Here is an 18909-nt window from a genome sequence, read left to right on the forward strand (position 1 = left end):
CGTGAGTTGAGCCATGAACGAAGGTGGTACCACGTGATCAGACATCACGTCCTGAGAGATGAGGGCGTGGTGTCTTTTTTGTGGGGACGTTCGCGCAGGAGGAGGATGACGAGATGGCAGAAGCATTGGTATTGCAATCAGACTTTGGCGTGAGTGACGGGGCAGTGAGTGCGATGTATGGAGTAGCCCACAGCATCAATCCGGAGATTCGGATTTTTGATTTGACGCACGACATTCCACCGTTCCACATTTGGGAAGCGTCCTATCGGTTACTGCAGACGGTGCCGTACTGGACGGAGCAAACGGTGTTCGTTTCTGTCGTTGATCCAGGAGTCGGATCAAGTCGAAAGAGTGTCGTCGCGCGGACGCATGCGAATCAATACATCATCACACCGGATAACGGGACGTTGACGCATCTTTGGCAAGCCGGATACATTGCTGAAGTGAGGCAACTCGATGATCGACGGCATCGCTTACCGCGGATGGGGGAATCGTATACGTTCCACGGACGAGATATCTTTGCCTTCACGGGAGCTCGATTATCAAGCCATGTCATCACCTTCGAGGAAGTGGGACCTGTTTTACCTGCTTCGGACATCGTTTTGCTCGACCGGACAGTTGCCTCGTCGTCGGACAGCGGTGTTACTGGTATCGTCGAGATTCTCGATGTTCGCTTCGGAAATGTCTGGACGAACATTCCCGTCGCTCTCGTCCGTCAGGCGGGTCTCGACATCGGCAGCCACGTCAAGGTAATGATTTCGTATCGGGAACGAATCGTCTATGAACAGACACTGCTCTTTGGTCATTCGTTCGCCGACGTACCAGTCGGTTCAGGCGTCGTTTACATCAATTCGCTAGATCAGATTGCTCTTGCCTTGAATCAAGGTTCGTTTGCGCATGCATTTGAGGTTGGGATCGGAAATGATTGGAGTGTTAACGTACAACAAATCAAAGGAGGAGATCGAACATGAAAGGATTTACGACAAAACAGATCGTCGCAACCGGGATCGGAGCAGCTGTATTCATCATTTTAAGTCGATTCGCTGCGATTCCGACAGGCGTACCGAACACGTCAATCGAGACAGCCTATGCATTTCTCGCATTCATGGCAGTTTTGTTCGGACCGGTCACAGCCGGTTTGATTGGTTTAATCGGTCATGGATTAAAAGATGCAATTTTATATGGTTCCCCGTGGTGGAGTTGGGTCATCGTCTCCGGCTTCGTCGGGTTTGGTATCGGATTGATCGCTAACCGGATTCGCTTAGAAGAAGGTGGATTGACGACACGTAAAATCGTCTTATTCAATGCGACACAAGCCATCGTGCAAGCGATCGGTTGGATCATCATCGCCCCGGTACTCGATATCTTAATTTACTCGGAGCCAGCGAATAAAGTCTTCGTCCAAGGTGCTGTCGCTGCGACATCAAATATCTTGACAGTCGGTGTCATTGGAACGTTGTTACTCGTCACGTATGCCAAAACAAGAAGTAAAGCAGGCAGCTTGAAACGCGAAGTTTGACCGAATGAGCTATGATCCTGTGCGAAGAGTCGGCAGGATCATAGCTCATTTGGCTTGGGGGGAGAAAGACATGACAAATGTGATTGAATTTCAGGATTTTTCATTTACATATCGGAGTCAGTCGGAACCGACACTCCGGCAGATTCAGTTAACGATTCAAGCAGGAGAACGCATCTTAATCGTTGGACCGTCGGGTTCAGGAAAAAGTACGCTCGCCCAGTGCATCAATGGGTTGATTCCGTTCTCGTACCCGGGAACGTGGGAAGGACAGGTCTTGATCAAAGGACAAGATGCCCGGGAGTTATCGTTATTTGATCGTTCGTTGCATATTGGCACGGTGTTACAGGATCCAGATGCGCAGTTCGTTGGTTTATCGGTTGGCGAAGACATCGCCTTTGCGCTCGAGAACAAACAGACTAGGCGACCAGAAATGCAGGAAATCGTCGAACGCGTCGCACGAATGACGGATGTCGAGACGCTCTTGCATGCACGATTGAATGATCTATCAGGCGGACAACGGCAACGGGCAGCATTAGCGGGAGTCCTCGTCGAAGATGCGGATATCTTACTGTTTGACGAGCCACTCGCGAATCTCGATCCGGTAGCCGGACAAGAGGCGATGGCGCTCATGGATCGACTGCAACGGGAGACGAATCGCACGTTGATCGTCGTCGAACACCGAATCGAGGATGTTCTGTTTATCCCGTTTGACCGCATCATCGTCATGGTCGATGGAGAAATCATCGCCGATGATCATCCGGATGTCATCTTAAGCAATGGAGTGCTTCAACAAGCGATATTGCGTGAACCCCTCTATGTCAGTGCCGCGCGTTGGGCTGGAATGGCTGTACAATCTTCAGACCAGCCGAGCCGCATCGATCCCTTTTTAAAGCAGTTCAACCAGACGGACGTGTTAGAGCGTTTAGAGGAAGCGCCTCAAAAAGAGACTGCAACCTCTACTGCATTGCTTGAACTTGAACAGTTGGCGTTTCATTATCGTCAAGGAACGCCGGTGCTTGAGAATGTGACGGCGACTTTTCAAAAGGGAACACTGACGACGATCGTTGGTCAGAATGGTGCCGGGAAATCCACGCTTGCGAAAGTGTTGAGTGGTTATCAACGGACGACAGGCGGGCGAATCCTACTTGACGGGATCGACATCACGCACCAATCGATCGCAGAACGGGCAGGGTCGATCGGATTCGTCCTGCAAAATCCGAATCATATGATTTCAAAGCACCTCGTGCATGAGGAAATCCGCTACGGGATGCAGGCGCTTGGATTAAGTGAGGCGGAAGAAAACGAACGTCTCGAGCAGACGTTACGTCGTTGCGGATTATATCCGTTTCGCAATTGGCCGATCCAAGCACTGAGTTTTGGTCAGAAGAAACGAGTGACGATCGCTTCGATTCTCGTTCGACGACCGGATATCTTGATTCTCGATGAACCAACAGCCGGTCAAGATTACCGTCATTATTCGGATATGATGGACTTTTTAGAAGGATTGAAGCAGGACGGGATGACGTTACTCATCATCACGCACGACATGCACCTCGTCTTAGAATACAGCGACCAAGTCTGCCTCGTGCAAGCCGGACGCATCCGTTACGCCGGAACGTCGTTTGGACTACTGAATCAAGAACAATTGCTGCATCATGCCCATTTAAAACAAACATCGCTCTTTACGATAGCACAGCATATTGAAGTCGATCCGGAACGATTCGTCGAGTCCGTGATTACGGCGGAGCGAAAGGAGCGGGAACAATGGCTGTAGAAATGCTTGGCTATATTGAAAAAACGTCACCGATTCATCGATTGACGGGAACGACGAAACTGATTGGATTCTTGTTATTTACGACAGCAACGATGTTCACCTATGATACACGTGTCCTACTTGTCATGGGATTAGTCAGCATCGTGTTATTCCGATTGTCGCGTATCCAGTTTAGGGAAGTCCGGTTCGTCTTGATCTTTACAGCAATTTTCGTCCTGATCAATGCGCTTGCTGTTTATCTGTTCGAACCAGAACAGGGTGTAGCAATTTACGGGTCACGTCATGTTTTACTGGAAGGCATCGGACGCTTTACAGTAACGGCAGAACAGTTGTTTTATCTGTTTAATCTCATTTTAAAATACAGTGTAATCGTTCCGATTGCTGTGTTGTTTCTCGTCACGACCCATCCGACGGAATTCGCTTCTTCATTGAATCGTATTGGTGTTCCGTATAAAATCGCCTTTGCGGTTTCCTTAGCACTCCGTTACATTCCAGACGTACAAGCGGATTTTCGGACGATCGCGAATGCCCAGGAAGCACGTGGAATTGCCGTCTCGCACGGTTCGCTTTGGCAACGGGCGCGTAATAGTATCCAGATTTTGCTTCCCTTGCTGTTTACGAGTTTGGAGCGGATTGAGACGGTCAGTAACGCGATGGACCTTCGTGGATTTGGTGCTGGGCGAAAACGGACGTGGTATAACCAACAGACGATGACACGAATCGATTATGTCGCGATCGGCTGTGTGCTACTTTTGACGGTTTTGTCATTCGTCGTCACTTTCTATGATGGCAATCGCTTTTATAATCCGTTTTAAGCATAAGATACGAAAAAGGCAGTGGATGCGTCCACTGCCTTTTGTCATATCACTGATCCACTTACGCAGATCGTTTTTGATTTTCCCAACGTGGTGAATTCAACAGTTCAATCCATTTCTTGACGGCTGAGATCGTGATGACGATCGCGAGTAGTCCCATCGTGACGGACAAGACCGTATTCAAGATGCTGAAACCTGGAGAATCGGGATTCGCATAGACGTTTGCGACCATCCAGATATCTGCGAACGTTACCGTGATTAGAAGGTAGACGAGCGGAATGAACGTCGTCAGGGCATAGATTTTTTTGTCGGCGATTTTCAAGATGATCGTCGTTCCGATGATCAAGCCAATCGACGCCATCAGCTGATTCGATACCCCGAATAATGCCCAAATCGAACCGATGTCACCTGAGAACAGGAGATAGCCCCAGAAGAACGTTCCGAGTGCCGAAGCGAAGATCGCACCTGGAATCCAGTCGACGCGTTTGAGCGGTTTGTAGAACTCTCCGAAGAAATCTTGAATCAAGTAACGGGCGACACGTGTTCCTGCATCGATTGCTGTTAGGATGAAGACCGCTTCGAACAAAATAACGAATTGGAAGAAGAAACCGGCAATCTCTTTAAACCACGGGATGGCGCGGAAGATGAACGTCATACCGACGGCGAGTGAGACGGCACCACCTGTTCGACCTGCCAGGTCAAGACCGATTTCACGAGATAAATCATCGAGATAAACCGTGCTCATACCAAGCGTCGCGAATACTTCTGGTGTGGAGTTGATGGCAAAGTAATCACCGACTTCAAGGGATGTCGCAGCGATCAATGCCATGACGGCAACGAGACATTCGACGAGCATAGCACCAAAAGCAACCGGTTTGATGTCACTCCACCGATTGATCATCTTTGGTGTCGTACCAGAACCTACGAAAGCATGGAAACCAGAAATCGCACCACAGGCAATCGTGATTGAGATGAACGGCCAGACTGGACCAGCGATGATTGGACCACCGCCATCAACGAACTTCGTGAATGCTGGGAATCGAATGTCCGGGTTGATGATGAAGACACCAACGATCAACGCAAGGAAAACACCAATCTTCATGAAGCTAGATAGATAGTCGCGAGGTGCGAGTAAGAGCCAAACTGGCAGTGCAGCAGCAAAGAACGCATAAATCGGTAAAGCAATCGCGAGTTGACGTGACGACAAATCGAACCAATCGCCGATGAATGTTTGCGTCAACTGAGGACCAAAACCAATTGCCGCTAGAATCAGTAAGAAACCAACCGTTGAAGCAAGGGCTAGATTGCCACCTTTACGTAAGTAAATCCCAACGAACATCGCGATCGGAATCGTCGAGAAGACAGCGAATGTACCCCATGGGTTATGTTCAAGTGCGTGCAGGACAACCATTGATAGACCAGCCATCGTGATCGTGATGATGAAGAGCATCGCGAGACCGGCACAAAAACCAGCGACGGGACCTAATTCTTTTTTAGCGACTTCAGACAGCGACTGACCGTCTTGGCGCATCGAGGCAAAAAGAACGACCATATCATGGACCGCTCCACCGATAACGGCACCAATCAAAAGCCACAGTAAGCCGGGGAGATATCCGAACTGTGCAGCAAGGACAGGTCCGACGAGTGGTCCGGCAGCAGCGATTGCTGCGAAGTGGTGTCCGAACGAGACCCATTTGTTCGTTGGGACGTAATCTTTTCCGTCCGCTAATTTATGAGCGGGCGTTTCGCGATCATCTTTGATTTTTAAGACTTTCGCGGCCATGAACGTGCCGTAGAGACGATACGCGATTAATAAGATACAGATGACAGCAATAACGATTGGAGTAGCGCTCATCTAAAATTCCTCCTCTTGAATGAACTATGATGGATTTAGTATACAAGTTATGGAAACGCTTTCTTTAATTTTTAGATGAGCTGTCGGTTTCGTTCGATGAAAGGTTGAAAATGGACCTTGAATCACAAAAAAGAAGCGCTTAAATACCGAGCGCTTCTTTCAGTAGTTTGACATACGTCCGACTGACTGGCACATCAATCTGATGAATTTTTAAATTATAGGCCCCGTTGAACCAAGGTTCGATGGCATCGATTGCTGATAAGTTGACGAGATATGAGCGGTGAACCCGTAAAAAGCGATGATCTTGAAGCTTTCGTTCGAGTTCGAGTAAGGTCTCGTTCGATGGATACGCATGGTGCTCCGTGACGATTTTCGTCTTCCCGTTCTCAGCGACGATGTAATCGATATCTTGAGGAGACAATAATTTCAGTTGTTCGCCCGTCTCGACGGCTAAACGTTCAAGTCGAGGTGCTTTTTTCGGAAGCGGTCGCGCCACTTTTTCAATCGCACGGACAATCCGTGCCGGATCATAGGGTTTCAAGATGTAGTCATAAGCATTCAGCTCAAACGCTTCAAGCGCATGAGCATCATACGCCGTCACAAACAAAAGAGCCGGAGGACGTGGCATCGACTTTAAGCGTTTAGCGACTTCAAGACCACTTCCGTCCGTCAGCTCGATATCGAGAAAGACTAAGTCGGGTTGAAGGGAGCGAACGAGTCGTTCGGCTTCCTCGACACTACCGGTTTCCCCGACGACTTCAAGACCGGCTGCGGTCACGTGATAACGGAGCTCGTCACGTGCGAGCGGTTCATCTTCAATCAACAAGGTGCGCATGCTGAATCTCCTTTCTGACTTCAATCGGGAGACGAATCGCGATCGTCGTGCCGTTTTGACCGTCACTCGTGATCGTAAACTGTCCCTTTTCACCATATAAACTTCGAATTCGTTCTGCCGTATTAAATAATGCGGTACCGGTGCCTGAGGACGGAACGACTTCTCGGCCGAGACGGGCAAGACGCGAGGCGTCAATCCCGCGTCCGTTATCGACGACTTCGAGACAAAGTTGGTCTGCCTCACACCATGCCGTCACCCCGACATATCCTGTCTGTTCAGAAGAAAACGCGTGAAGGAATGCATTTTCGATCAACGGTTGTAAGATGAACGGTGGAACGAGTAAAGACGTCGTCTCGTCTGCTAAATCGATATCGAGAAACGGGCGATTCGGAAAACGAGCGGCTTCAAGCGATGTGTACGCTTCGATGTGCTCGAGTTCTTTTTGGAGCGGAATTTTCGTCGATCGTGCGCCTTGGAGGTTACTACGGAAAAAGGTTGATAATTCAAGTAACAACGTCCGTGCCTGTTCGACATCCGTCCGGCACAGTGCATAAATCGTATTAATCGCATTGAACAAGAAGTGTGGATGAATTTGTGCTTCAAGTGCCCGAATCTCGGCATCCTTCAGTAAACCGGCTTGCCGCTCTGCGTTCCCGAGTGCCAGTTGTGTCGAGAACAGTTTCGCTAACCCTTCAATGAGTTCGACTTCGACGGCGTCGAGCAATTCTGCATGAGGATAATAGACTTTCAACGTCCCGATCGTCGTTTCTCCGACAATCAGCGGAGCGATGATGCCGGCTTGAAGCGGACAATCCGTTACGGGACATCCGATGTCGAGTCGTTCCGTCACAAGACGGACTTGTCCGTCCTGCAAGACATGCTCGGTCGGTTTCGTCGTCCAGTGACTCCCAGCTTGATGGTGGTCGCTCCCTATACCGATATGGGCCAGGATGACGGAACGATCCGTCAGTGAGACGGCTTCGGCTCGTGTTTGCTGCAACAGAATTTCCGCGACAGCTTCTGCCGTATGGATATGTAGACCACGCGTCAGATGCGGCAGCGTCAAATCAGCGATATGCAACGATCGTTCTGCTTCTCTTGCCCGAACCGTTTCCTCTTCTCGCGCAGCAAGGCGGATGATTGATAAGAACAACCAGACACCGAGAACGTTGATCAGTGTCATCGGTAAGAAGATGAACTGGACGAGTTCGACTGCTGCATCAAAGGGGCGGGCGAATAGTAAAATCAACGACATTTCAAACAGCATTAAAAAAGCAGTCAGACACACGGGCAATAACGCTTGGCTACTGAGACGGTCGCGCCAATAGGAGCGTAAGAGACCGCTGACACCACCGGCGATGACGGTGGAAAGCGCGCAAGCGAACGCTGTGAATCCGCCGAGGGAATACCGGTGAACCCCGACGATCAATCCGGTCATCAATCCACCGAGCGGACCAGCGAGCAATCCGCTGATGACGACGATCATCGTTCGTGTGTTTGCAATCGCTGATGTTCCGTCGACTTCTTCGAGCCAAGCATGAGGTAAGAATTCAGCTAAGTCGACTTTGACCCCTGTATAGTTACTTAAAATACCGTACGTCGCAAAAAACAGGACGAGGACACGAAATTGCCAGCCCGCTTCCGGTTGACGCAGCAGCCGTCGTGTCGGTCCCCACTGGGCGAGGATGAACGCTAAGATGATCATGATACCAAGTCGTTCGAGTAAAAAAGGAATCAGTTCCAACATGTGCATTCCTCCATTCGAGTTAAGTGTAAACGCTCGCAAAAGGGAGAGCAATGCCGGTATACAAAAAAGCCGTACTCGCTCGGTTTAAGAGAGAGTACGGCAGACTTACTTATTGTGCGTCTTTATCGAACGTGATCCGTGCGATCGCGTCATGTTGGTGAATCGTTTCTTCGTTACGGCATTCGACGTAGAACGAAGCGATTGGATCCATTTCGTACAAATCAGCAGCAATCAAGCGAACCATATCTTCTACGAAACGTGGGTTTTCGTATGCCATCTCTGTCACACGCTTTTCATCCGGACGTTTGAGTACTGGGTGAAGTGGCGCTGAGGCATTTGATTCCGCAGCATCAAGCAACGATTGTTTCCAATCAAAGTCTTCTGCTTCATCACGTAACGATGCTTCCATCGTGACGTAACCACGTTGGTTGTGAGCACTGTATTCGCTGATTTCTTTTGAACATGGGCAAAGTGTCGTGACGTTGATCGTCAAGCCGACAGACAACGTCGCTTCGTCCGTTTCCGTGTTGACGCTGACCGTTTGCCATACTTCAGCATTCATCAAGCCGCTAAGACCTGTTGCAGGTGCTTTACGTGTGAAGAACCATGGGTAACGGATCGTCAATTGACCTTCCGTTTGTTCCATGCGGTCTGCTAAATCACGCGCGAATTGAATGAGTGACTCGTTCGTGACCGTCCAACCTTCGTTATGGTATTGATCAAGTTGTTCCGTTAAACGGCTCATGTTGATCCCTTTACGGTCTTGTACGAGTGATGTCGACAATTCGAATGTCGCGACTGTCGCTTGTGTGTTGTCTCCGTCTTGGATGACGACAGGGTGTTTGACGTTCGAGATTCCGACAGCATCTAGTGCGAACAGGAAGTTCTTCGGTGTATTTTGCAAGTCGACCATCTTATCTTTTTCAGTCGGTTTTGTTCCTTTGATCGGTGGTACCGAACCGAACAGCTTATGGCGCTCTTCTTTTGTTGGTAACGTAATCGGGTAGGTAGACATATTCATTGGCCCCTTTGTCCTTTTGTAGTGTTTCAATAGTAATAACATGACAGGAATGCTAGAGACGAGCAAGTCTGATGATTCCGCAAATGTGTTTCATCTTTTCATCGCTAGAAGTATTGTCTTGAATTTTATCACGAACGTTCGATAAACGAAACTCGCACGACTCAAAATCGACACATTCTATATCTGTAGGAATAACTTACTTGCAATCGGGTATACTATCCTATAGTATATGTTCAGGTGAACGTGTAATCATTGTTTTTTTGTCATGGTCAGAAATTGAAGTTTTTTTATTTTACAGGTAGTTAAAGAAAGGGATGACAGAGATGGATTGGCAGTTACTATTACAGTATGCCTGGGTCGTACTCGTCTTGATCGCGCTTGAAGGATTACTTTCAGCAGATAATGCACTCGTACTCGCGGTCATGGTCAAGCACTTACCAGGAGAACAACAAAAGAAAGCACTTTTTTATGGACTAGCTGGAGCGTTCGTTTTACGATTCGCGGCATTGTTCGCGATTTCGTTCCTCGTCGATATTTGGCAAATCCAAGCACTTGGAGCGGCGTACTTGCTCATCATGGGACTACGGCATATTTATAAGACCGTTAAAGCAAGGAAGCTCGGTGAGAACCATGGGGCTGAAAATGAGCTAGATGCAGAACCGAAGTCGGAAGAGCCAGTTTCAAAAGGTGAATTCTGGCGGACAGTTGCGAAAATCGAGTTCGCAGACTTAGCGTTCGCAGTCGATTCGATTCTTGCTGCCGTTGCCCTTGCCGTTGCCCTTCCAAACTGGGGAACAGGTGAAATCGGTGGTTTGAACACAGGTCACTTCATCGTCATCTTAACAGGTGGTTTGATGGGTGTCGTCTTGATGCGGTTCGCAGCACGTGTCTTCGTGAAGTTACTTGCAGATCGCCCAGGTCTTGAGACAGCAGCCTTTGCAATCGTTGCCTGGGTCGGTGTAAAGTTAGCCGTTCTTGCGCTCGAGCACCCGAAATACCACGCATCGATCGAAGGAACAATCTTTGAAGCCTTAAAACTTCCTGAAGGATTCGCCCACAGTACACCGTGGCAGGCATTCTTCTGGACAGTCATGGTCGGTCTTGCTCTTTGGGGTTGGTTCTCTTCACCAAAAACAAAACCAAATCCAGATGCTGAAAAGAAAGTCGATCAAAACTTATAAGAAATGGAACGATCCGTCGATGGCGGGTCGTTTTTTTGTGTTAGGTTTTCTTAAACAATGGGAATAAAACACAAGGTTAAGTACTTGAGCTGAGCTTGCATCTTTTTCTTTCCGGTCGACCGGCATATAATGAATAGACTGAACAAAAAAGGGGATTCGTTAGTATGGATATTGGATTAATTACACAGTATGCGACCGTCGGGCTCGTACTGATCATTTTGCAAGGATTACTATCCGCCGACAATGCGATGGTCATGGCCGTCCTGGTCCGTCCGCTACCGGACGATCAACGCAAAAAAGCACTTTTCTACGGTTTAGTTGGAGCACTCGTCTTACGTTTCGTGGCAATCTTCTTTGCCTCGTACTTAGCGACGATTTGGGAGCTTCAGGCACTCGGAGCAATTTATCTCTTCTACGTGGCGTTTAAAGGAATCGTCGAGGCACGATCGAACAAACACCAAGTACCGGATTCGATTGCCGAACAAAAAGCCTCACCGAATTTTTGGTGGACGGTCGTTAAAGTTGAGTTCTCTGACTTGGCGTTCGCTGTCGACTCGACACTTGCTGCTGTCGCCATGGCAACGACATTACCAATGATTGGTGGAACGATCGGTGGTCTGAATACAGGGCAATTTTGGGTCGTCTTCTTCAGTGGGATCATCGGACTCGTCATCATGCGTTACTTCGCGAGCTGGTTCGTCGTCTTGCTTCAAAAACGGCCAGGTATCGAAGAAGCTGCCTTTTGGCTCGTCGCTTGGGTTGGAGTAAAACTGGTCGTCATGACACTTGCGCATCCATCGATCGACGTCTTGCCGCATGAGTTTCCAGAGAGTACACTATGGCAAACGATCTTCTGGGTCGTACTTGCCTTGATTTTAATCATTGGTTGGTTCCGTAGCGGAAACAGTTCAACCAAATCAGCAAAATAATACAATGGCGGGCAGGGTACTCTCTGTCCGTCTTTCGTTAGGAGAGATTTCATGCAAAACGGTAATTTCATTCGGATGCTGACGCGGATGCAAAACGTTCCACGGTGGGATGAATACGCACCACGTTTTCCGGATAACGCAGCCAGTCACAGCTTTCGTGTTGCCTTATTTAGTTTGATGGCAAGCTATTTAGAAGAGGCAGACGGGCAAACACCAGTCGATCGCCTGACATTGCTCGGAAAAGCTCTATTCCATGACATGAACGAAGTCATCACTGGACCAATCAAACACCGGACAAAAAAAGAGCCAACGTTACATGCACACATTCAGGCAATGGAACAACAAGCAAGTGAACAACTCGTTGCCTTACTCTCAAAGTCGCTTCAACCAGCGTTCACGACATACCTCGTGCATGCAGAAGATGAATCGCCAGAGGGACGAATCGTCGAAGCCATCGATACGTTCGATGCGATGTTGTACGCACGCCGAGAAGCACGGATGACGGAGTCGGTCTTTTTCGAACAAAAAGCAACGGAATTACAGGCTGTTCTGGAACGACACTCACTCGTTTCGGTTCGTCGCTTGACACAGTCGGTCATGGAAGAGGACGAGATGTCTCATTTCATTGAAAACGTCTTGATGATGGATACGATCCGGCGCTGGAAAGGGCGTTTTAATACGATTGATGATAACGATGCGACACATGCGTTTCGAGCAGCCTCGCTTGGAATCTTCAATGGTCTGATTGAATCAGAAAAATACGGCGTCACGATCGATATCGAAGAAGTCGTTTCCCGTCTGTTGTGTCATGATCTCGTTGAAGGCACGACAGGAGATGTTCTCGGACCTGTCAAACATGCGACACCGGTCACAGCAGCAGCCTTCGAAGCTTACGAACGGGCAGAAGGAGAGACGTTGATCAATAATTTACCGAAAGAAATCCGAGTACCATTCCGTCGGTTCGTCGTGGAAGCAAAAGACGAGACATACGAAGGACAGATGGTTGATGTGATCGATAAACTCGATGCATTGATTAAAATGAACATGGAACGGAAGTTGAACGGGGTCGAGTATGAGACCGGTTACCGCGCACAACTCAAAAAGGTTCAGATGACATATGAAAATCCATCGGTCGTCTTTTTCCTCGCTTATGTCTTGCATGATTTGGATTACGTGACGTCATGACGAAAGAAACCATGACCCCACGCCGCTTAACGTTGATCTTGATCCTCGGTTCACTCGCTGCACTCGGACCGCTCTCAATCGACATGTATCTACCTGCTTTTCCGGATATGTCACGCTCATTTGATTCGAGTGCATCACTAATCCAATTGAGCTTGACGGCTTGTATGCTTGGGATGGCGCTCGGACAATTGATCGTTGGTCCACTGAGTGACGTTCGCGGTCGTAAACGACCGCTGATGGTTGCTCTGCTCGCATATCTGCTCGCTTCTCTCGCCTGTGCGATGGCACCGACGATCGAAGTGTTGATCGCGCTTCGATTTATCCAAGGGGCAGCTGGAGCGTCAGGAATCGTCATTTCCCGGGCAATCGTTCGTGACTTGTTTGACGGACCTGAATTGACGCGGTTTTTTGCTGCCTTGTCACTCGTTAACGGAACGGCACCAATTCTCGCACCCGTCATCGGGGGACAGTTGCTTCGGTTCGGTGATTGGCATTTCGTCTTCTACTTGCTCGCGATTTTAAGCACGATGATGTTACTTGCCGTCGCACTTCGTTTACCGGAAACGCTCCCGCTTGAGAGACGCGTCGAAGGAAACCTGACGACGACGTTGAAGACGTTCGGACGCTTGTTGACGGACCGCGTCTTCATCGGCTATGCGTTCGCACAAGCATTCGTCATGGGCGCGATGTTTGCCTACATCTCCGGTTCACCGTTCGTCTTACAAAATATTTATGGCGCTTCGCCGCAACAGTTCAGTTTTTTGTTCGGTTTAAACGGAATCGGAATCATTTTAGCAGCACAAATCGCTGGACGTCTTGCGGGTCGTGTCGATTCAGAGCGGCTGATGCGAATTAGTTTGACGATCGTTGCGAGTGCGAGTATCTTATTGTTCCTCGCCTTGACGTTAACGGAGCAGCTGATCTTCGTCATGATTCCACTGTTCTTCGTCGTTTCGAGCGTTGGTTTGATCTCGACGCTCGGTTTTACCTTAGCGATGCAAAATTATGGAGCAACGGCAGGCAGTGCCTCGGCACTGCTAGGACTCTTGCCAATGCTCGTCGGCTCGCTCGTGTCACCACTCGTCGGAATCATGGGGGAGCAATCGGCTGTTCCGATGGGTTTGATCATCATGACCTTAGATTGCCTGGCGCTCATCCTCTATTACGGTCTGATTGTTCGTCGACCGAATCGTTCATAAACGCTAATTATTCAAAAACGTTTGTCCTATGTATAGGACGAGCGTTTTTTCTTTTAATGAAAGGAAAAGAAATGGAATTCATTTTGAAACATTTTCTAAAAATTAAGCGTAGAAGAGAAAGAAAGCCAGTACTTCAGAAAGGAGTGGAGCGATGAAACAGGAGTTGCAGCGTGAACGAAAACCGTCGATTGAGGCAAGATTAGCCCGTCATTTTGCCGCACAGAAAAAATACTTACGCCGTCAAGAAGAGGCAATTGATCAACGAGACAAAGAATTGGCTCGTTTATTGTTTGAGGAAAACCGGACTGCTTATCAAAGGGCTTACCACGAACTGTATGGCTCACATCCTTACATCGAGGTGAACGAAGATGGACGTTAGTACACTTTATTTATATGCGTTAGCGGCTGCTGCTTGCGGTGTGTTTGTGTCCATCCTATTCTCAGACGTCATTCCAGGCGTCGATCAAATCTTTCATCCCACGTTGATCTTATCTTTTGTCATCATCACGTCAGCGATCGGATTCGGGCTCGAACAGCTAAGTCCGCTTGGTTCGCTATTGATTCTAATCACCAGCAGTGTGATTGCGTTATTAGTGACGACGCTGATGCATATTTTCTTATTCGTTCCGATGGCACAAGCCGAACAGTCGCTTGGATTTTCGGAACAGATGCTAGAAGGACGCAGTGCAACCGTCATCGTGCCGATTCCGACTGAAGGATATGGTGAAATCTTACTTGATGACGTCTCAGGACGCGTATCAAAGTCAGCCGTTCTGTTTGAAGGACCTGCCCTACCACAAGGCACGAAGGTGCTCGTCATCGAGATCAAACAAGGCGTCGCGTCTGTCGTGACGTACCCCCAACAATGGAAAAAGGAGATGTTTACATGAATCCAGTGTTAATCGTATCAATCGTCGCGGTCGCATTGATCGTTGCGTTGATCGTCTTATTCATTACGAAGTACCGAACAGTTGGTCCGGAAGAAGCGCTGATCGTATCGGGGAGTTATCTCGGAGGACGCAACGTCAATACCGATGAGTCCGGTAACCGGGTAAAAATCATTCGTGGTGGCGGAACATTTGTATTACCTGTCTTCCAACAAGCGACACCGCTAAGCTTGTTATCAAGTAAGCTTGAAGTCACGACACCCGAAGTCTACACGGAGCAAGGCGTACCGGTCATGGCAGACGGTACAGCGATCATCAAGATCGGCAGTTCGATTTCTGAAATTGCGACAGCAGCAGAGCAGTTCCTCGGAAAATCGAAAGAAGAGCGGGAAGGGGAAGCGCGTGAAGTCCTTGAAGGGCATTTGCGTTCGATTCTCGGGTCAATGACCGTCGAAGAAATTTATAAGAACCGTGATAAGTTCTCACAAGAAGTCCAGCGGGTCGCGTCTCAAGACCTGGCGAAGATGGGACTCGTCATTGTATCGTTTACGATCAAAGACGTCCGTGACAAGAACGGATACTTAGAATCGCTCGGGAAACCGCGGATTGCACAGGTTCGCCGTGATGCCGACATCGCAACGGCAGACGCGGAAAAAGAGACACGCATCAAACGGGCGGAAGCTTCAAAGGATGCGAAAAAAGCAGAACTCGAACGTGCAACGGAAATCGCTGAAGCGGAAAAAGAAAATCAGTTGAAGATGGCAGATTACCGCCGCGAACAAGATATCGCGAAGGCGAAAGCCGACCAAGCATATGATCTCGAAAACGCACGTGCGCAACAAGAAGTCACGGAGCAACAGATGCAGATCAAAATCATTGAGCGTCAAAAACAAATCGAGCTTGAAGAGCGCGAAATTCTGCGTCGTGAGAAACAATACGACGCGGAAGTCAAAAAACGCGCCGATGCCGATCGTTACTCGATTGAGCAAGCAGCCCAAGCGGATCGTGCGAAGCAATATGCGGAAGCAGATGCAACGAAATACCGGATCGAGGCATCAGCAAAAGCCGATGCAGAACGCATTCGTCTCGATGGTCTTGCGAAAGCGGACGCTGAGCGGGCACAAGGGGAAACAGAAGCGGAGATCATTCGTCTGAAAGGTCTTGCGGAAGCAGAAGCGAAAGAAAAAATCGCGCAGGCGTTCGAACAATTCGGACAAGCAGCAATCCTTGACATGGTCATTCGGATGATGCCAGAATACGCAAAAGAAATTGCAACACCACTCGGTAACATCGATAAGATCACGGTCGTCGATACAGGTAGCGGTGAAGGGGGCGGTGCGAACCGTGTCACCGGTTACGCAACAGATTTGATGGCATCACTGCAAGAGACGTTAAAAGCGTCGTCAGGACTCGATGTCAAAGAGTTGATCGAGAACTTCTCCGGTAAAGGAACAGCAAAGCCGTTGACGGTCAACTTGAATTCCCATGATGCAGTGGCAGCGTCGAAAACAGAAGACTGATGGCAATCCGCGTCTTATTGATTGTGTTCGCACTCCTGTTTTCCACATCGCTTGGCCGCTTCCATGGTATGTACTGGCGGTACTGGGTGGCGCGATTGGCATCATCAAAGGGTACACATCGGATGAAGGAATCGCGAATATATTCAACATAAAGAAGGTATCTTACTCACTTTACGATCGACAAACACGTCAGGAAGCCGTTCTCGCTTTGATGTGCAGTCTGTTGACGGTCGACTTCCCGTATTGGTTCGCTGGGGTGACAACAGGAATCACGTGGCGTGATGTCGGATATGTTGGTTTCGAAGTAGTATCGACACTTCTGTTCGCTTATGTTTTATTCCGTTTCCTATGTCTGAATCTATTCCGACCATTCTTTAAGTCCGAAAGAAGGGAGCAAAGAAATGGATAGTTTATTTCTACTGCAAGAACGTTGGATGCTGTTGCTTCCGTTCCTCGTCGTCTTCTTGATTAACGTCGGGTTATTGACTGCCCTTCTTAAGAAGCGACGTGATTTACCGAAGCTGTTAGTCTTCGGAATGGGTGGGATGGCGATCGTGTTTATCGTCTCCTCGCTCGGCTTAAGCATGGCACTACTGTTCTTCGGATACAATTCATAAAAAAACGGGGCAGGCTCTAAACAGAGTCTGTCCCGTTTTGTCATACTATAAGATAAGGATGAATGCCATTAACGTGGAAGGTCATACCCAATGACGACGAGTCCTGGTCCTGTATGTGAACCGATGGCTGCGCCGGCGATCGTCAAGATGACTTCGCTTGGTGAAAACTGTGCTTCAATCAATTGTTTTAACTGTTCTGCCCGTTCGATCGAATCCCCGTGACCAATCATGATCCGGTGTCCGTCAATCGCTGGACGTGCTTCTTCCATCCACTCGACGATCCGGTTCATGACTTTTTTCTGACCGCGGATTTTTTCTTTTGGAATCAACTTTCCGTCTTCGACTGTCAAGAGTGGCAAGATCGATAAGAGACCACCAATAAAGGCGCTAGCTCGCGAAACGCGTCCACCGCGCATCAAATATTCGAGTGATTCTACCGTGAAGAGATGACGAATCGTGTTCACCTTGGCTTCAGCGTAAGCTACTGTTTCTTCGAACGAATGCGTCTTCGCATATTCTGCGACGTCGAGAACGAACAATCCTTGTCCTGTCGAAGCCGTTTTCGTATCGAGTACGAGGTAAGGAACGTTCGGATATTTTTCGGCGAGTTCATCCGCGAGCATCTTCGCTGTTTGATACGTTCCTGATAATTCACTTGAGAAAGCGAGGTAGAGGAAGGGGTCCCCTTGTTCAAAGTGACGCGTGAACACCTCGACCATCCGGCTGACTTCGACCTGGAATGTCTTCGGTGCTGCACCGTCACGCATCTTATCATATAGTTGTTTCGGAGATATCGATTCTCCATCGAAGAACGTGTCTTCGTCGATCAATACGCCGAACGGCATGACCGTAAAATCATATGCATCTAACATGTCTTTTGGTGCATCAGCACCACTGTCTGTGATCAATCGGATCATCACGTTCTCTCCTTTCTTAACCTAGGGCTTTTTCGTTTCGATCAAGCATCCGACTCAAGTTGACGCCGAATCGCTCGTTCTCGAGTTCCGTCAAAGTAGCTGGTATCAAATCAGCGCCGAGCGCAAGTAACGCCTCATACGAACGACGTAAGCATTCCTCGACCGTCAATGAGATGCCGAGCAGTTCTTCGAGTGACGCCATCGTTTCCGGAACGACGGTCGGATAGACGAATTTCGTCGCCTCACCTTGAAGCGCTGCCGCGTAAAAGTCACGGACTAAAGCGGCGCGTTGACTCCCACTTCCGTTGACACAAAGGTAGATTTGAACGGCAACTCCGCCACGAACACGACGCTGGGAGATACCAGCGAATTTTTTACCGGCAATCGATAAGTCATAAGAACCGGGACAATACGATCCGACGACTTCACCAGCGACGATTGCGTCCGTTTCTTGTGCGAACATACGACGGACGAGCGCAAGCATCGCTTCGTAACCACTGTCGATATCGATGCCGCCGCGTTCCGGTAGGACGAGTGAAATATTTAAAACACCGGCGTCGAGGACGACGGCAAGACCACCTGAATTGCGGACGACGGGCGAGAAACCATGTTCATGCAGGACGGCTACACCGTCAGCAAGATGAGGAAGACGGGCATCCTGGATGCCGAGGACGACAGTTTCGTGGTGAATCCAAGAGCGGAGTGCGGCTCCTTCTGTCGCAACGGAAGCACATAATGTGTCGTCCATCGCAAACGATTGTGTCGCATGGAAAGCAGTTCCGAGTGACGTTTGATCAAAAATACGATAATGTTCTTGTTTTAAGAGTTCGATTCCCATAGGCTCGTTCCTTTATTGTAGATTTGCGACATCATTATAGCACAGGGTGTGTAAAGTTTCTGTGCGAAGC

At 48.9% G+C, this 18909-nt stretch carries 19 protein-coding genes; 13 read left to right on the forward strand and 6 right to left on the reverse strand.

Translation table 11 applies throughout. The features are described from left to right. The first annotated feature begins 113 nt into the window (after positions 1 to 113). The 4 genes from ACZGCQ_RS12290 to ACZGCQ_RS12305 all read left to right on the forward strand — a co-directional run bounded on the left by ACZGCQ_RS12290 (position 114) and on the right by ACZGCQ_RS12305 (position 4108). On the forward strand, positions 114 to 971 hold the full coding sequence (locus ACZGCQ_RS12290; RefSeq protein ID WP_214772019.1) for an SAM hydrolase/SAM-dependent halogenase family protein: 858 nt from the start codon (positions 114 to 116) through the stop codon (positions 969 to 971). Continuing rightward, a complete protein-coding gene (locus ACZGCQ_RS12295) occupies positions 968 to 1519 on the forward strand; it encodes an ECF-type riboflavin transporter substrate-binding protein (protein WP_058704610.1) in 552 nt (183 codons plus the stop codon). The genes ACZGCQ_RS12290 and ACZGCQ_RS12295 overlap by 4 nt, the downstream gene beginning before the upstream one ends. A 70-nt stretch (positions 1520 to 1589) precedes the next feature. Further along, positions 1590 to 3293, forward strand: a complete 1704-nt coding sequence (locus ACZGCQ_RS12300) for an energy-coupling factor transporter ATPase (RefSeq protein ID WP_481266435.1) — start codon at positions 1590 to 1592, stop codon at positions 3291 to 3293. Continuing rightward, positions 3284 to 4108 (forward strand): energy-coupling factor transporter transmembrane component T family protein, encoded by an 825-nt coding sequence (locus tag ACZGCQ_RS12305; RefSeq protein ID WP_480003473.1) that lies wholly within the window; start codon positions 3284 to 3286, stop codon positions 4106 to 4108. Before ACZGCQ_RS12300 ends, ACZGCQ_RS12305 begins: the two co-directional genes overlap by 10 nt. Positions 4109 to 4169: 61 nt before the next feature. On the opposite strand, the gene ACZGCQ_RS12310 is transcribed toward ACZGCQ_RS12305, so the two are convergent. The 4 genes from ACZGCQ_RS12310 to folE2 form a co-directional block, all read right to left on the reverse strand. Continuing rightward, complete coding sequence (locus tag ACZGCQ_RS12310; protein ID WP_481266436.1) at positions 4170 to 5963, reverse strand: carbon starvation CstA family protein; 1794 nt, start codon at positions 5961 to 5963, stop codon at positions 4170 to 4172. 139 nt (positions 5964 to 6102) lie between these two features. Next, the gene (locus tag ACZGCQ_RS12315) at positions 6103 to 6798 is read right to left on the reverse strand and encodes a LytR/AlgR family response regulator transcription factor (protein WP_214729667.1); all 696 of its coding nucleotides are present in this window, start codon (positions 6796 to 6798) and stop codon (positions 6103 to 6105) included. Further along, a complete protein-coding gene (locus ACZGCQ_RS12320; protein ID WP_481266437.1) occupies positions 6779 to 8545 on the reverse strand; it encodes a LytS/YhcK type 5TM receptor domain-containing protein in 1767 nt (588 codons plus the stop codon). Before ACZGCQ_RS12320 ends, ACZGCQ_RS12315 begins: the two co-directional genes overlap by 20 nt. 109 nt (positions 8546 to 8654) lie before the next feature. Then, positions 8655 to 9560: a GTP cyclohydrolase FolE2 gene (gene folE2 / locus ACZGCQ_RS12325; protein WP_035399184.1), complete on the reverse strand. Its 906-nt coding sequence runs from the start codon at positions 9558 to 9560 to the stop codon at positions 8655 to 8657. Between the two features lie 329 nt (positions 9561 to 9889). Between folE2 and ACZGCQ_RS12330 the strand changes: the two genes are divergently transcribed. From ACZGCQ_RS12330 to ACZGCQ_RS12370, 9 genes are all read left to right on the forward strand, one after another. Next, the gene (locus ACZGCQ_RS12330; RefSeq protein ID WP_406748429.1) at positions 9890 to 10747 is read left to right on the forward strand and encodes a TerC family protein; all 858 of its coding nucleotides are present in this window, start codon (positions 9890 to 9892) and stop codon (positions 10745 to 10747) included. 164 nt (positions 10748 to 10911) lie between these two features. Then, positions 10912 to 11676, forward strand: coding sequence for a TerC family protein (locus ACZGCQ_RS12335; RefSeq protein WP_481266438.1), 765 nt, complete (start codon positions 10912 to 10914; stop codon positions 11674 to 11676). Between the two features lie 51 nt (positions 11677 to 11727). Then, a complete protein-coding gene (locus tag ACZGCQ_RS12340; protein ID WP_481266439.1) occupies positions 11728 to 12861 on the forward strand; it encodes a YfbR-like 5'-deoxynucleotidase in 1134 nt (377 codons plus the stop codon). After that, entirely contained in the window at positions 12858 to 14060 is a 1203-nt protein-coding gene (locus tag ACZGCQ_RS12345) for a multidrug effflux MFS transporter (RefSeq protein WP_481266440.1), read from the forward strand. Before ACZGCQ_RS12340 ends, ACZGCQ_RS12345 begins: the two co-directional genes overlap by 4 nt. 151 nt (positions 14061 to 14211) lie before the next feature. After that, positions 14212 to 14439, forward strand: coding sequence for a hypothetical protein (locus ACZGCQ_RS12350; protein ID WP_047391922.1), 228 nt, complete (start codon positions 14212 to 14214; stop codon positions 14437 to 14439). Continuing rightward, positions 14429 to 14950 (forward strand): NfeD family membrane protein, encoded by a 522-nt coding sequence (locus ACZGCQ_RS12355; RefSeq protein ID WP_481266441.1) that lies wholly within the window; start codon positions 14429 to 14431, stop codon positions 14948 to 14950. The genes ACZGCQ_RS12350 and ACZGCQ_RS12355 overlap by 11 nt, the downstream gene beginning before the upstream one ends. Then, a complete protein-coding gene (locus ACZGCQ_RS12360; protein WP_481266442.1) occupies positions 14947 to 16467 on the forward strand; it encodes an SPFH domain-containing protein in 1521 nt (506 codons plus the stop codon). The genes ACZGCQ_RS12355 and ACZGCQ_RS12360 overlap by 4 nt, the downstream gene beginning before the upstream one ends. Further along, positions 16433 to 16876: a hypothetical protein gene (locus tag ACZGCQ_RS12365; RefSeq protein WP_481266443.1), complete on the forward strand. Its 444-nt coding sequence runs from the start codon at positions 16433 to 16435 to the stop codon at positions 16874 to 16876. The genes ACZGCQ_RS12360 and ACZGCQ_RS12365 overlap by 35 nt, the downstream gene beginning before the upstream one ends. Further along, positions 16869 to 17084, forward strand: a complete 216-nt coding sequence (locus ACZGCQ_RS12370; protein WP_029343203.1) for a hypothetical protein — start codon at positions 16869 to 16871, stop codon at positions 17082 to 17084. Before ACZGCQ_RS12365 ends, ACZGCQ_RS12370 begins: the two co-directional genes overlap by 8 nt. A 68-nt stretch (positions 17085 to 17152) precedes the next feature. Here the strand turns inward: ACZGCQ_RS12370 and ACZGCQ_RS12375 are convergent, their stop codons facing one another. Both ACZGCQ_RS12375 and lipL read right to left on the reverse strand, forming a co-directional pair. Beyond that, positions 17153 to 18001: a DegV family protein gene (locus ACZGCQ_RS12375; RefSeq protein WP_481266444.1), complete on the reverse strand. Its 849-nt coding sequence runs from the start codon at positions 17999 to 18001 to the stop codon at positions 17153 to 17155. 16 nt (positions 18002 to 18017) lie between these two features. Next, positions 18018 to 18839, reverse strand: coding sequence for an octanoyl-[GcvH]:protein N-octanoyltransferase (lipL, locus tag ACZGCQ_RS12380; protein ID WP_481266445.1), 822 nt, complete (start codon positions 18837 to 18839; stop codon positions 18018 to 18020). Between the last annotated feature and the right edge of the window lie 70 nt (positions 18840 to 18909).

Source organism: Exiguobacterium sp. HSB13 (genome assembly GCF_056764755.1).